The organism is Variovorax pasteuri (assembly GCF_051216435.1).
Classification (GTDB): Bacteria; Pseudomonadota; Gammaproteobacteria; order Burkholderiales; family Burkholderiaceae_C; genus Variovorax.
In genome coordinates this window covers 59,750-71,814 of sequence record NZ_JBPJZS010000017.1, presented here as the reverse complement: position 1 = coordinate 71,814, position 12,065 = coordinate 59,750, and the positions used below count along the sequence as shown (strand labels likewise).

Genomic DNA, 12,065 nt, shown 5'->3' with positions numbered 1-12,065 from the left:
CCAGCGTGCAGCGCACTTGCAGCGGCAGAAGATACCGGCGAATGCCCCGCACCACAAGGGCTCCGGCCGTACCAACGGCATAGGCCCCAAGCGGTATGGCGCCTGCGGCGGGCCCGTTGAAAGAATGAACGCCTACTCGAAGGAACCGGGGACATGGGCATGTGCCATCGCAGCAGACGCCGGTACAAGGCATCCTTCGCCACGCACGCCTGAGCGGGCAGCGCCCATGGCACGCCTGTACGACTGTTTTTCCGCCCTCGTTTCGTTCGGCCTGGCGCTGGACGCATCGGTGGCGGCCGGCATGCCGATGCTTGCGCACGGTGCGGCGCAGCAGGAAGCGCGCCGCCTGCTGGAAGCGGCGCGCGGTGCCGCCGACGCCCAGGGCACGCCGGCCGCGCAGGTCGAGCTGGCGGCCTTCGCCATGGTGGCCTGGATCGACGAAGTCCTTGCGCGCCACCCAGGCGCCAACGGCACGCCGGCGCTGCAGGTGCAGCTCTTCAACTCGAACAACGCGCACAGCGAGTTCTTCCATCACCTCTCGGCCCTGGGCGCCGACGACGATGCGGTGCGCGAGGTCTACTGGCACGCGCTGGCGCTCGGCTTCAAGGGCCAGTACTACTTCGAGGACGGCGACCGCGGCGAGCTCGGCAAGCTGAAAGACCTGCACGGCCGCCAACTGGCGCTGCACCCCGCGGCGACCGGCAGCCTGGCGCAGGAGCGCATCACCCCGCAACCCTACGGCGTGCCCGACCCGCGCGGCCCCGTCGACACGCGCCGGCGCGACCGCACCCTGTTGCGCAGCGGCGCCGCACTGGCGTTGATGCTGCCGCTGCTCTACCTGCTGTGGCTCTGGTCCACCGGCCCGCCGGCCGTCGCCACCGGCCTGGGCCAGCGCATCGAGCAGCAGCTGCAGACCTTCGCCTGCGCCGACCTCAGCGCCACCGTGGACGCGCAGGGCCGCACCCGCGTGAGCGGCTTCGTCTCGCTGCCCGGCGACCTGCCGCGCGTCGAGCGCGAGGTGGGCGGCATGCCCGGCGTGCAGGCGCCGCAGTTCGACGTCGGCCTGCGCGTGTGGCCGCACTGCGAAGTGTTCGCCATCCTCAAGCCCTACCAGACGCGCAACCGCGAGAAGGCCTACGGGCTCGACGTGGACGCGCCGTCGGCGCGCGAGGGCAAGCTGCGCGAAGGCGACAGCGTGCGCGTGCGGGTGACCGCGCCGCGCCACGACAGCTACATCTGGGTCGACTACTACACCGCCGACGGCTCGGTGATGCACCTCAACGCCGGGCACACGCCGGTGCCGCTGCGCAGCGGCGAAACGCTGGAGATGGGCCGGGACATTCCGTCGAGCTGGCTGGTCAGCCCGCCCTTCGGCAGCGTGCTGATCACGGTGCTGTCGTCGCCGGTGCCCTTTGCCGAGGCTGCCGACCGGCCGCCCTTCGAGCTGGCCTCGGCCTACCTGCTGCGCCTGCGCGAGGCCCTCGCGGCCAGCAAGAACAGCGAGCGGCTGATCGCCGACTTCGTGTTCCTCGACACCGTGTCGCGCTGACATGACCGCCCTGCTGTCGCCCGCCCACCGCTTCTGGCTGCTGCTGTCGCTGTGCCTGCTCGGCTTCGGCCTGCTGTATGCGGTGGTGCGCGATGCGGGCCGTGGCGCGCGGCGCCGTGTGCTGCTCAAGCGCATCGCCGCGCTCGGTATGCCGTCCCCCGACGCCGACGAAAGCGCCGTCGAAGCCCTGCGCGACGCCATGGCGCAGGCCCGGCAGGCGTTGCGGCGCGCACCGCGCGCGCCCGGGCCGCCAGGGGCGAAGGACGGCGTGCCGGTGCCGTGGTTCCTGTTCTTCGGCGACGCGGCCGCCAACCTGCAGGGCCTGCTGGCGACCGCGCACGGCGAATGCGTGCCCGCACCGGATCCCACGGTCGATGGCGCGCCCTTCGACGGCACGTGGTGGCACTGGTGGCTGACCGGCGCGACCGTGGCCGTCGAAGTGCACCCCGGCGCCGTCGGCGACACGGCCGGCACGCCGCCGCTGCGCGGCCTGTGGCTGCAGTCGCTGCTCGCGCTGGCCGAGCGGCGAGACCGGCTGCCGCTCAACGGCCTGGTGGCGTGCGTGGCGGCAAGCGAGCTGCTGCACGCCGACGCAGCCGAGCTGAAGTCGCTGGCCGCGCGCATGCGCCGCCTGCTCGACGAGACCGGCGACACCTTGCGCCTGCAGCTGCCCGCCTACCTCGTCGTGACTGGGCTGGAGCAGCTCACGGGCTATGCGGCGGTGCGCGCCGCGCTGCCGCCCGAGGTGCTGTCGCAGGCGCTGGGCCACCGGTTGACCGAACCCTCCGCGTCCCTTGAGCCGCCGGCGGGCGAACGCTTCGATGCCGTGTTCGACCCGCTTGCGCAGCACCTGCATGCGCTGCGTGCGGCACTGCTGCGCGAGCAGCCGGGCACAGCAGGCCGGCTCGCGGTGCACGAGTTCGTGGAGGCCCTGCGCGCCCTGCAGCCCGGGCTGCGCCAGTTCGCGCAGGTGCTGTTCGAGCACCACGGCAAGGGATCGCGCGCGCCGCGCTGGCGCGGGCTCTACCTCACGGCCTGCGCATCGCAGGCCAGCGGCGGCGCGTTCGTGCACGACCTGTTCGAGCACTTCCTCCCCGCCGACCAGCCGCTGGTGCGGCCGGGGCGTGCGTCGTCCGCAGCGCAGTCATGAAGGGCATGCCCCGGAGCCATTCAAGGAACACCGCGGAACCGGCTTCGCCGGGCCGCAGGTGTTGCCCCCGGTAGGGGGGAGGAGAAGCGACACGAAGTGCGCGTAGCCTGGGGGCGAGCCTATTTCTCGAGCCTACTTGGTTTCGATGCGCATCTGGCGCGCGCCGAAGTTCACGTCGAGCGATTGCGCCTTGCCGGTGGTCACGGGCCGCACCTCGCGCCAGCGCGCGCGGTCCAGGTCGCGGTAGGCCGCCATCACGCCGATGGACTTGGCATCGGGCGGCAGGTTGAAGTCGAGCTTCTTGCTTTCGCCGGGGCGCAGCAGCACCTCTTCGCGCTGCACGAGTTCGGCGCCGAGCGTGGCCTGGTCTTTCTCGAACAGCGAGAAGAAGTCGGCGCCTTCGAACGGGCCCGGTGCCTTCATGGCGTACACGCGCACCGTGAGCGGCGATGCGCGCCCGCGTGCATCGGGGTTGGCATCGGCGCCGGCCGTGAGCGTGACGGCCACCGTGGTGACCACCGGCTTGGCCGCGCAGCCCGCCATCAGAAGACCCGCTGCAGCAAGGCCAAGAACGGCGATGCGGCGTCGCGCGGCAGCGGCAGCGGCAGCGGCAAGGAGAGCCTCATAGGACGAATGGTGTGTACCCAGCGTGCGCATGCTATTCCCTTCGTTGCATTGACCGGTTCAGGTGCTTCTTTGATTATCACCAGCGAACTCGAACAGGCAACATGCTGAACCAAGAACTTGCAGCCACACTGCTCGCGCCCATCGGTGAGGCTGCGCCGTGCGGCGACGATCTGGAATACGACGCCGACTTCATGGCGCTCGTCGCAGCCGCGCAAGGCAAGGCCGAGCAGCAGTTCGGCGACACCGTGATCCCCGCGGTCGAACCCGACTGGCGCGACGTCGGCGAGCGGGCCGAAGGCATCCTGCGGCGCAGCAAGGACGTGCGCGCCGCCGTGCTGCTGCTGCGTGCGTCCGCGCACCTGCAGGGCGTGACCGGCTTCGCCGCCGGGCTGCAGCTGCTCGACGGGTTGCTCGACACCTTCTGGGACGGCATACATCCAAAGCTCGATGCCGACGACGACAACGACCCGACGATGCGCCTGAACGCGCTCGCACCGCTCACCGACGAGGCCATGGGCCTGCGCGACCTGTACGAGGCGCAGGTCGGCATGGCGCGCGGCGTGGGACCGGTCCGCGTGCGCGACATCGCCATTGCGCACAACACGCTCACCGCCGTCGGCGGCGAGGCCACCTACTCGATGGCGCAGGTGCAGGGCGGCCTGGAGGCCATCCAGGCCGAGCAGCCCGAAGCGATACGCGCCGCCGCGGACGTGGCCGGGTTCGTCGACCGGCTGCAGAAGCTCGTCGTCGAGCGCACCGGCCGTGCCGACGCGGTCGACCTCGATCCGCTGCGCGCCATCGCCCGCGTGCTGAACAAGGCCTGCGCCGCCGCGAGCGGTGCGCCGGCCGACGCGGCGGCGGACAGCGCCGCCCCGGACGGTGCCGACCCGCAGGCCGCGGGCGCTTCCTTGCCGCGCGCCGCGGCGCGCGGCGAGATCCAGAACCGCCAGGACGCCGTGCAGATGCTCGACCGCGTGATCCGCTACCTCGAGCAGGCCGAGCCCGGCAACCCCGCCCCGCTCCTGATCGAGCGCGCCAAGAAGCTCATCGGCGTGAGCTTCCTCGAGATCATGGCCAACCTCGCGCCGAACGCGATGGACACCATCGAGACGGTCACGGGCCGCCGCCCGTCCGACTGAGCCCCCCCTTCCACGTCCTCCACGTCTTCTACGCCTTCCACCCCCGCCCCTCATTCACATCGCAAGGAGCATCTCCATGGCCAAGAGCAGTCAGAAATTCATCGCCCGCAACCGGGCGCCCCGGGTCCAGATCGAGTACGACGTGGAGCTCTACGGCGCCGAGAAGAAGGTGCAGCTGCCCTTCGTGATGGGCGTGCTGGCCGACCTGTCGGGCAAACCGGCCGACCCGCTCGCGCCCGTGGCCGATCGCAAGTTCCTGGAGATCGACGTCGACAACTTCGACTCGCGCATGAAGGCCATGAAGCCGCGCGCCGCGTTCGCGGTGGAGAACTCGCTCACCGGCGAGGGCGACCTGAAGGTCGAGCTCACCTTCGAGAACATGGAAGACTTTTCGCCCGCCGCCGTGGCCCGCAAGGTGGGGGCGCTGAACAAGCTGCTCGAGGCGCGCACGCAGCTGTCGAACCTGGTGACCTACATGGACGGCAAGGGCGGCGCCGAAGACCTGCTCGCCAAGGTGCTCGAAGACCCGGCCCTGCTGCAGACGCTGGCCGCGAGCAAGAAGCCCGAAGACGGCAGCGCACCCGCCGCCTGAACCCCATTCGCCTGAACCACCGGTACACGAGGAGTAACCCACCATGGCCGAAGCACTCGAACAGAGCGCGCTGAAAGATGTCGCGTATGCGGGCAGCGACTTTTCGTCGCTGCTGCAAAAGGAATTCAAGCCGCGCAGCGACGAAGCCAAGAGCGCCGTCGAAGCCGCGGTGCTCACGCTGGCGCAGCAGGCGCTGAGCAACAGCACCGTCATCGGCAAGGACGTGACCAAGTCGATCCAGGCCATGATCGCCGCGATCGACGCCAAGCTCACCGACCAGGTGAACAAGATCATCCACCACCCCGACTACCAGAAGCTCGAGAGTGCGTGGCGCGGCCTGCACTACATGGTGAACAACACCGAGACCGACGAGAACCTGAAGATCCGCGTGATGGACATCTCCAAGACGGACCTGGCCAAGAGCCTGAAGAAGTTCAAGGGCGCGGCCTGGGACCAGAGCCCGATGTTCAAGAAGATCTACGAGCAGGAGTACGGCCAGTTCGGCGGCGAGCCCTTCGGCGCGCTGGTGGGCGACTACCACTTCGACCAGAGCCCGCCCGACGTGGAACTGCTCGGCGAGATGGCCAAGATCGCCGCTTCGGCGCACGCGCCGTTCATCACCGGCGCAAGCCCGAACCTGCTGCAGATGGAGTCGTGGCAGGAGCTCGCCAACCCGCGCGACCTGACCAAGATCTTCCTCACGCCCGAATATGCCGGCTGGCGCAGCCTGCGCGAATCGGACGACTCCAAGTACATCGGCATGTGCATGCCGCGCTTCCTGGCGCGCACGCCCTACGGCGCCAACACCAATCCGGTGGAAGAGTTCGACTTCGAGGAAGACACCGCCGGCGCCGACCACAACAAGTACGCCTGGGCCAATGCGGCCTATGCGATGGCGACCAACATCAACCGTTCGTACAAGCTCTACGGCTGGGGTTCGCGCATCCGCGGCATCGAGTCGGGCGGCGCGGTGGAAAACCTGCCGCTGCACACCTTCCCGAGCGACGACGGCGGCGTGGACCAGAAGTGCCCCACCGAGATCGCCATCAGCGACCGGCGCGAGGCCGAACTCTCGAAGGCCGGCCTGCTGTCGATGATCCACCGCAAGAACTCCGACTTCGCGGCGTTCATCGGCGCCCAGTCGCTCAACAAGCCGGCCGAGTACGACGACCCGGACGCCACGGCCAACGCCAACCTGGCGGCGCGCCTGCCCTACCTCTTTGCCTGCAACCGCTTTGCGCACTACCTCAAGTGCATCGTGCGCGACAAGATCGGCAGCTTCAAGGAGCGCGAGGACATGCAGCGCTGGCTCAACAAATGGATCATGAACTACGTGGACGGCGATCCGGCCAACTCCTCGGAAATCACCAAGTCGCAAAAGCCCCTGGCTGCCGCCGAAGTGGTCGTCGAGGAAGTGGAAGGCAACCCGGGCTACTACACGTCCAAGTTCTTCCTGCGCCCGCACTACCAGCTCGAAGGCCTCACGGTTTCGCTGCGCCTGGTGTCGAAGCTGCCTTCCGCCAAGGGCGGAGCATGAAAAACAGCCTGAATCTTTCTTGAAATTCCGGCTTCCGTTTCGTTCTATCAACAGCTGCCGCGCATCGGTCTTCACCGCAGGCCGCCGGCAGCCCAGGTAACCGTCTGGATCATCATCAACCGCCCGAACGCAATCGGGTTCCAAGGAGTAGGAACATGTCTTCTGACTTTCATATCAAGCTCGACGGCGTCAAGGGCGAGTCTTCCCACAAGGATCACAAGGACGAGATCGAGATTTCGTCGTGGTCCTGGAACGTGAGCAACTCGTCGGGCGCGGGCTCGGGCGGCGGTTCGGGCAAGGGCAAGGCCACGCCCGGCGAGTTCCACTTCACGCACACCTACGACAAAGCCTCTCCGGTGCTCGCCAAGAACTGCGTGAGCGGCAAGCACTTCAAGGACATGGTCCTGACCTGCCGCAAGGCCGGCGAAGGCCAGCAGGAGTACCTGAAGGTCACCCTGAAGGAAGTCTTCATCTCCAGCGTGAGCCCCGGCGGCGCGCAGGGCGGCGACGTGCATGAACAGGTGCTCTGCTCGTTCAAGGACATCGAGTTCGCCTACAAGGCGCAGGACGACAAGGGCGCGGCTGGCGGCGAAGTGAAGTTCGGCTGGAACGTGCCGACCACCGAAACCCGCTGACGGGCGACGGACCCGCCAAAGTGCGGCATCGGGCGCGCAAGCGCCCGGGGCCGGTCCCGACGTGTCCTCACCGGAGCAATGCCATGGCATTCAGCACCACATTCATCGGCTCGAGCGGCAATCCGCGCACGGCCTACAACATCGACTGGTCCGTCGGCCTGATCGGCTCCAACACACGCGAAGACGTGATGCTGGTGCAGGCGCTGTTCAGGATCTTCTACTACGAGCTGCTCGGCTTCAACGACGGTTTCGACCCGCCTCCCGGAGAGAACGAAGTGATCGTCGTGGACGGCCAGAAGGGGCCGATCACGCAGAAGCACATCGTGCACTTCCAGGAACAGGCGATCGCACGCGGACAAAACCTGAAGCCGGACGGCATCTTCGATCCGTACCGGGCGCCGGGCGCGAGCAGCACGATCAGCAAGACGCGCTACGCACTCGACCTGCTCAACAACGGCTGCGCCAACCTCTGCGACAAGCAGGGAATCGACAACTACACCAACTTGCCGAACCGGCAGGACATGCCGCTGTTGTTGCGCAGCGCGCTGAAGCGGGTCAAGAAGACGGCCAACAAGTACACCTACGTTGCGCCGGTGGTCGTTCCGGCCACGGGTGGCGCCTGACCGGCTGCCAGCCTGCTGCTCCGGCAACGGCCAAGGCCTGAAGCGTCCGTCCATCGGACGAGCGCTTCAGGCCTTTCATTTTCCCGGGGGGAGAGTCAGAAATCGGTCGACGCGGCGTTCTCTGGCATCAACCGGGTCACGTCGTCCTCGTCGTCCTCGATCACCCACAGCGTGAGCGCCGTGTAGTTGTCGTAGCCCGGCTTGGCGTTGGCCTTGACTTGCGCATCGATCAGCTCGGTCCACTGGCTGGGCGTGCGCGAGGCGTGCAGCGTGTCGATGAGGCATTCGTCGCCCAGCGGCTCCCACACGCCGTCGCTGCACAGCAGCAGCACGTCGCCCGGCAGCAGGCGCATGCGGTCCGACACGGCGATCTCGGGCGCTTCTTCGACCGAGCCGAGCGCCGACAGCAGCATGTTGCGCTGCGGATGCAGGCGCGCGCCCTCTTCGTCGAGCATGCCGCCGGCCACCATCTGCTGCACCAGGCTGTGGTCGGTGGTGCGCGCCACGATGGCGCCGCCGCGAAACAGGTAGGCCCGGCTGTCGCCGCTGTGCACCCAGGCCAGCGACTGGCTCTCCAGGTCGATGGCCGCGAACACCAGGGTCGAGCGCATGCCCGCGAGCTTGCCGCCCTCGGCCTGGCGCGCCACCACATCGAGGTTGGCCTGCTCCGCCAGCCGGCGCAGCGTGGGCTCGTCGAGCCCCGGCGCAGCCGCAAAGCCCGCCAGCACGCTGGCGCGCGCGGTGGCCGCCGCCACGTCGCCGCCGCCATGGCCGCCCGCGCCGTCGGCCACCAGGCAGGCGACGTAGCGCTCGTCGTGCCAGTGGCCGTGCACGTCCTCGTTGTAGCTGCGCCCGCCCTGCCGGGAGAGCGTGACGATTTCGATTTCCAAGCGGGTGCCTCGCTTCAGCTGTGGGGGTTGCCGGTGTCGTTGTGCTTCAGGCGCGCCATCTGCTCTTCGTAGGCCTGCAGGAAGGCCTTGCCGAAGAGGTTGTGGAAGTCGTCCTCGGCTTCGCTCGCGATGCCGCCGTACAGCGCCACGAACTGGTCCCAGAGTTTGGCCTTGCGGTTGGCGCTGAAAAGGGCGTCGAGCGCGGTCTTCGCGCTGATCTTCTTCTCCAGCTCCGCCGGCTCGAAGCGGCCGATGACATGGGCCAGCGCCGCGCGCATGCCCACCATCACGCCGAACTGGTGCGCACGCAGGTCGTTGAAGGCGTCGCGCATCGCGGCCTCGGGTGGCATGAAGCCGCGCACGCCGGGGCCCAGCAGGTGCGCCAGCGCCACCTCGACCGTGGGCGAGAACTTCAGCGGGTTGTTGGCCTGCGCCGCGATCATGGTGACCTCGGCGCGCACCTCGCGCTTGAACTCCTGGCGCGTGAGCAGCAGCTGCAGCGTGCCTTCGGTGGCGCTGCGCAGCATGGCGCCGATGCGCTCCATCAGGCCCGGTGTGAGCAGCTCGGGCGGCTGGTGCATGCTGGCGAGGCCGCGCAGGAAGGCCGCGAGCAGTTCGTCGTCGGGGGCGGTGCGCGGGGCGGGCGGCGCGGCCGGGCGCTGGACCGGCGGCGGTGGCGCCACGTAGACAGGAGGAGAAGAAGAAGGAGAAGAAGGAGGAGGAGGTGATGGCTCGAAGGCCTTGGCCGGGCCCTCGGGACCGACGATGCGGATCGGCTGGCCGGTCATGTCGTCGAACTGCGCGACAGGCTGGACGGGCGCGGGCGGCACGGGAGGCGCGGGCGGGGTGATGGCCTTCGGCGGGTTGAATCCGAACTGATCGATCGGCAGGTGGTCGGCGCGCGCGGACGACGTGGCCGGCGCCGCGCGTTGCAGCGCGGCCAGCGGGTCGGCGTCGGAGGCGGTGTTGGGCTGCAGCAGCGGATCGGCCAGCGGCGACAGCGCGAGCGGGTCGCCGCCGATGCCCCCACCCGCGCCGCTGCCCATGCCACCGAACAGGTCGTCGATGCCCGCGGCCCTGCCGTGCGCGGGCGGCGCGCCGAGGTCGGAGAAGTCGTCGAGCGCGCCGGCGCCGCGCGAGGGCGCTGCGGACGACGCGGGCCCGAGCAGGTTGGCGAAGGGGTCGATGCTGTCGGCCTGCGCGTTGCGCGAGCCGCCGGCCATCGGGTCGGGGAAGAGCAGCGCGTCGGCGTGCGCGGCGGACGTTGCCGCAGCCTGCGATGACGGAGATGGGGGCGACGCCGGCGACCCCAGCCCCGCGAGCAGGTCGGCAAAGGGATCGTCGCTCGAAGGTGCGGCTGGCGCGGCCATGCCCCCTCCAAGCACCGTGTTCGGGATGGCCAGCGACGGCGGCGCGGCGGCAGCCGTCACGCGCACCGCGAGCTCGAAGCTGCCCACCACCAGCCGCGCGCCGTCGGTCAACGCCGCTTCCTTGCCCGAGCCCAGCGGCACGCCGTTGCACTGCATCGCGTTGCTGCCGCGGTCGATGACGAAGTAGTGCCCGTCACGGCACAGCACCTGCGCATGCACGCGCGACACGGTGCGGTCGGGGTCGTCGAGCACCAGCGTGTTGGTGTCGGCGCGCCCGATGGTGCCGCCGCTGGGCCCGAAGTCCGCGGCAATGGCCTGCCCCGCCGGAGCGCCTTGCCGGGTGATGACAGCGATATGGATCATGAATCGGCCCCCGAAGGCTCTGTGCCTGAATGCGCCCGAACAAACTCGCAAGGAGTATTCATTCCGTAGGGCATGTTGGCAATCTCGCCTTAAGAGGTATGCCATTGCAGCCAGGCGACGACGGCGGTGAAGATGAGCGCGATGAACAGCCAGGTGCGCGCGGCGGCGTCAGGCGCGCGCGGGCGTTGCATGCGGCGCACGCAGGCCAGCACGAAGAAGACGAGTGCCAGCGCGGCGAGAACGTACTTCGCGGCCATCGGCGGGTGCGCCTCATTCCCCGGGCATCCGCGCCAGCCAGCGCTCTTGCCGCCATGCGGGCGCGCCCGTCGGAAAGAGCTGCGTGCCGGGCCGCAGCAGGCACAGGTACGCCGCCGCCGCCGCGCGCTGGCGCTGGCAGCCCATGCGCAGCACCCGCAGGCAGTGCTGCCACGAAGGCGGCTGCCCCATGAAGCAGCGCTCGCCGGCCGCGGGGTAGCGCGAGGCATTGGCCTCCCACCAATGCAGCAGCCGGCCGGGGTCGGGCCATGGCAGGCCCTCGTCTTCGTCCATGGCCACTTCCGCGGCCTCGGGGTCGTCCGCGTCCGCGGCGCGCATGTCCTGCGACGGCTTGCACTCCAGGTCGTTCCATGCGAGATCGACGCCGGTGATGGTCGTGAAGGCTTCGCCCGCCAGCCGCGCGAACGCAGGCTCGGCCATTCGCTCGATGAGCCACGGCACGGCCTGCACGTCGCCGATGGCGCCCACCGCGCGGACCGCGTCGCGCATGCCCTCCGGGTGCGCGAGCAGCGTGCGCAGCAGCGGTGCGGCGCGCGCAGCGCCCGCGAGCTTCGACAGCAGCGCCAGCGCCTGCGTCCGACACGGTCCGCCAGGTTCGCGCACCACCTCCAGCAGCGCGGGCACGGGCTTGTGGCGCTCTCCCAGCAGCACCGCCGAGCGCGCGGCCCAGAAGCGGCAGGCGGCGTCTTCGTCCGCGAGCGCGGCGATGCAGCCCGCCGCCAGGTCCTGCCGTGCGCAGTCGCCCGCGGCCTGCAAGGCCTGCGCGCGCAGCGGCGCGCTGGCATCGGCCATCGCTTCGGCCAGCATGCCGCCCGGGTCGACGCGGTGAAAGTCGCAGGCGGCGATGCCGATGGCGCGGCGCAGCGGCTCGCGCGACGCCAGCAGCTCGCCGACGATGCCGCGCAGCGACTGCGCCGAGACCCAGCCGACCGCCAGCGCCGCCGCATCGCGCGCGTCGGGCACGGCCTCGGCCAGCGCCAGCACGCGCGCGATGCGGCGGTCGTCGCGGTTGTCGAGCGCCAGCGCGAACGAGGCGAAGACCTCGCCCGGGCCCAGGTTCGCCAACGCCTCGTCGGTGGCGCGGCGCCCGGCATCGCCCGCCACGCAGAGCCCGTCGAGGTGCGCAGCCAGCCGGTCGTCGAGCCGGCGCAGATGGTGCAGCCTGACGTGCCCCGCGCGCACGAGGAAGAAGCGCTGGCCGCAGAGCAGGGCAGCCTCCTCGGCGTGGCGCGACACGACCACCGGAACAGACGCAGAGACGGACGCTGAAACGGATGCGGAAGCGGACGGATCGGCCATGGCGCTCATGACGTG

General features: G+C 69.8%; 12 protein-coding genes. 7 read left to right on the top strand and 5 right to left on the bottom strand.

What is annotated here, in order from left to right; all coding sequences use genetic code 11:
- Positions 1-226 precede the first annotated feature (226 nt).
- Positions 227-1,549, top strand: coding sequence for a DotU family type IV/VI secretion system protein (locus tag ACSFBM_RS33360; protein ID WP_435488220.1), 1,323 nt, complete (start codon positions 227-229; stop codon positions 1,547-1,549).
- Position 1,550: 1 nt separating this feature from the next.
- Positions 1,551-2,699 (top strand): type VI secretion system protein, encoded by a 1,149-nt coding sequence (locus ACSFBM_RS33355; protein WP_435488219.1) that lies wholly within the window; start codon positions 1,551-1,553, stop codon positions 2,697-2,699.
- A 132-nt stretch (positions 2,700-2,831) separates the two neighbouring features.
- Here the strand turns inward: ACSFBM_RS33355 and tssJ are convergent, their stop codons facing one another.
- On the bottom strand, positions 2,832-3,356 hold the full coding sequence (tssJ, locus tag ACSFBM_RS33350) for a type VI secretion system lipoprotein TssJ (protein WP_435488218.1): 525 nt from the start codon (positions 3,354-3,356) through the stop codon (positions 2,832-2,834).
- Positions 3,357-3,427: 71 nt separating this feature from the next.
- On the opposite strand from tssJ, the gene tssA reads away from it, so the two are divergent.
- The 5 genes from tssA (at position 3,428) to ACSFBM_RS33325 (ending at position 7,852) form a co-directional block, all read left to right on the top strand.
- Complete coding sequence (gene tssA / locus ACSFBM_RS33345; protein ID WP_435488217.1) at positions 3,428-4,465, top strand: type VI secretion system protein TssA; 1,038 nt, start codon at positions 3,428-3,430, stop codon at positions 4,463-4,465.
- Between the two features lie 76 nt (positions 4,466-4,541).
- Complete coding sequence (gene tssB / locus ACSFBM_RS33340) at positions 4,542-5,057, top strand: type VI secretion system contractile sheath small subunit (protein ID WP_116913974.1); 516 nt, start codon at positions 4,542-4,544, stop codon at positions 5,055-5,057.
- 43 nt (positions 5,058-5,100) lie between these two features.
- Entirely contained in the window at positions 5,101-6,594 is a 1,494-nt protein-coding gene (gene tssC / locus ACSFBM_RS33335) for a type VI secretion system contractile sheath large subunit (protein WP_435437794.1), read from the top strand.
- A gap of 155 nt (positions 6,595-6,749) precedes the next feature.
- On the top strand, positions 6,750-7,229 hold the full coding sequence (locus tag ACSFBM_RS33330; RefSeq protein WP_435437793.1) for an Hcp family type VI secretion system effector: 480 nt from the start codon (positions 6,750-6,752) through the stop codon (positions 7,227-7,229).
- Between the two features lie 83 nt (positions 7,230-7,312).
- Complete coding sequence (locus ACSFBM_RS33325) at positions 7,313-7,852, top strand: peptidoglycan-binding domain-containing protein (protein ID WP_435488216.1); 540 nt, start codon at positions 7,313-7,315, stop codon at positions 7,850-7,852.
- 95 nt (positions 7,853-7,947) lie between these two features.
- Here the strand turns inward: ACSFBM_RS33325 and ACSFBM_RS33320 are convergent, their stop codons facing one another.
- The 4 genes from ACSFBM_RS33320 to ACSFBM_RS33305 all read right to left on the bottom strand — a co-directional run bounded on the left by ACSFBM_RS33320 (position 7,948) and on the right by ACSFBM_RS33305 (position 12,059).
- Positions 7,948-8,742 carry a PP2C family protein-serine/threonine phosphatase gene (locus ACSFBM_RS33320; RefSeq protein WP_435488215.1) on the bottom strand — a complete coding sequence of 265 codons (795 nt, stop codon included), beginning with the start codon at positions 8,740-8,742 and terminating at the stop codon, positions 7,948-7,950.
- A 14-nt stretch (positions 8,743-8,756) separates the two neighbouring features.
- Positions 8,757-10,475, bottom strand: coding sequence for a type VI secretion system-associated FHA domain protein TagH (tagH, locus tag ACSFBM_RS33315; RefSeq protein ID WP_435488214.1), 1,719 nt, complete (start codon positions 10,473-10,475; stop codon positions 8,757-8,759).
- Positions 10,476-10,564: 89 nt separating this feature from the next.
- Positions 10,565-10,732 (bottom strand): hypothetical protein, encoded by a 168-nt coding sequence (locus tag ACSFBM_RS33310; RefSeq protein ID WP_435488213.1) that lies wholly within the window; start codon positions 10,730-10,732, stop codon positions 10,565-10,567.
- A 13-nt stretch (positions 10,733-10,745) separates the two neighbouring features.
- On the bottom strand, positions 10,746-12,059 hold the full coding sequence (locus ACSFBM_RS33305; RefSeq protein ID WP_435488212.1) for a TIGR02270 family protein: 1,314 nt from the start codon (positions 12,057-12,059) through the stop codon (positions 10,746-10,748).
- Positions 12,060-12,065: the final 6 nt, after the last annotated feature.